The 286-nt window shown below is 32.2% G+C and carries 1 pseudogene; it reads left to right on the forward strand.

Annotation, left to right across the window (positions count from 1 at the left end):
- Positions 1-286 (forward strand): annotated as a pseudogene (locus ACY2RT_RS15330) (hypothetical protein); the annotation flags it as partial.

Consider the following 286-nt stretch of genomic DNA (forward strand, 5'->3'; position numbering starts at 1 on the left):
ATATAGATAGTTTAAAACTTTCCGGTGTTGTAAAAGACGTATTATTATTAAAACCTGAAATCCCTAATGCAGTGATGTTGTATGAGGTGGATGAAACATTCACAGATTCGGTTATTTTTTCAGAAAAACCCATGTATATCACTACTACACAAGATAGTACCAGCACTTTTGAACTTACCAATTTAAAGGAAGGGAATTACTTGCTGGTGGCTCTTAAAGGAAAAAATAACGATTATACATTTCAGTCAATACATGATAAAATTGCCTTTGCAAATGAGGTTATTTC

The organism is Ulvibacter sp. 2210JD10-4 (assembly GCF_058148525.1).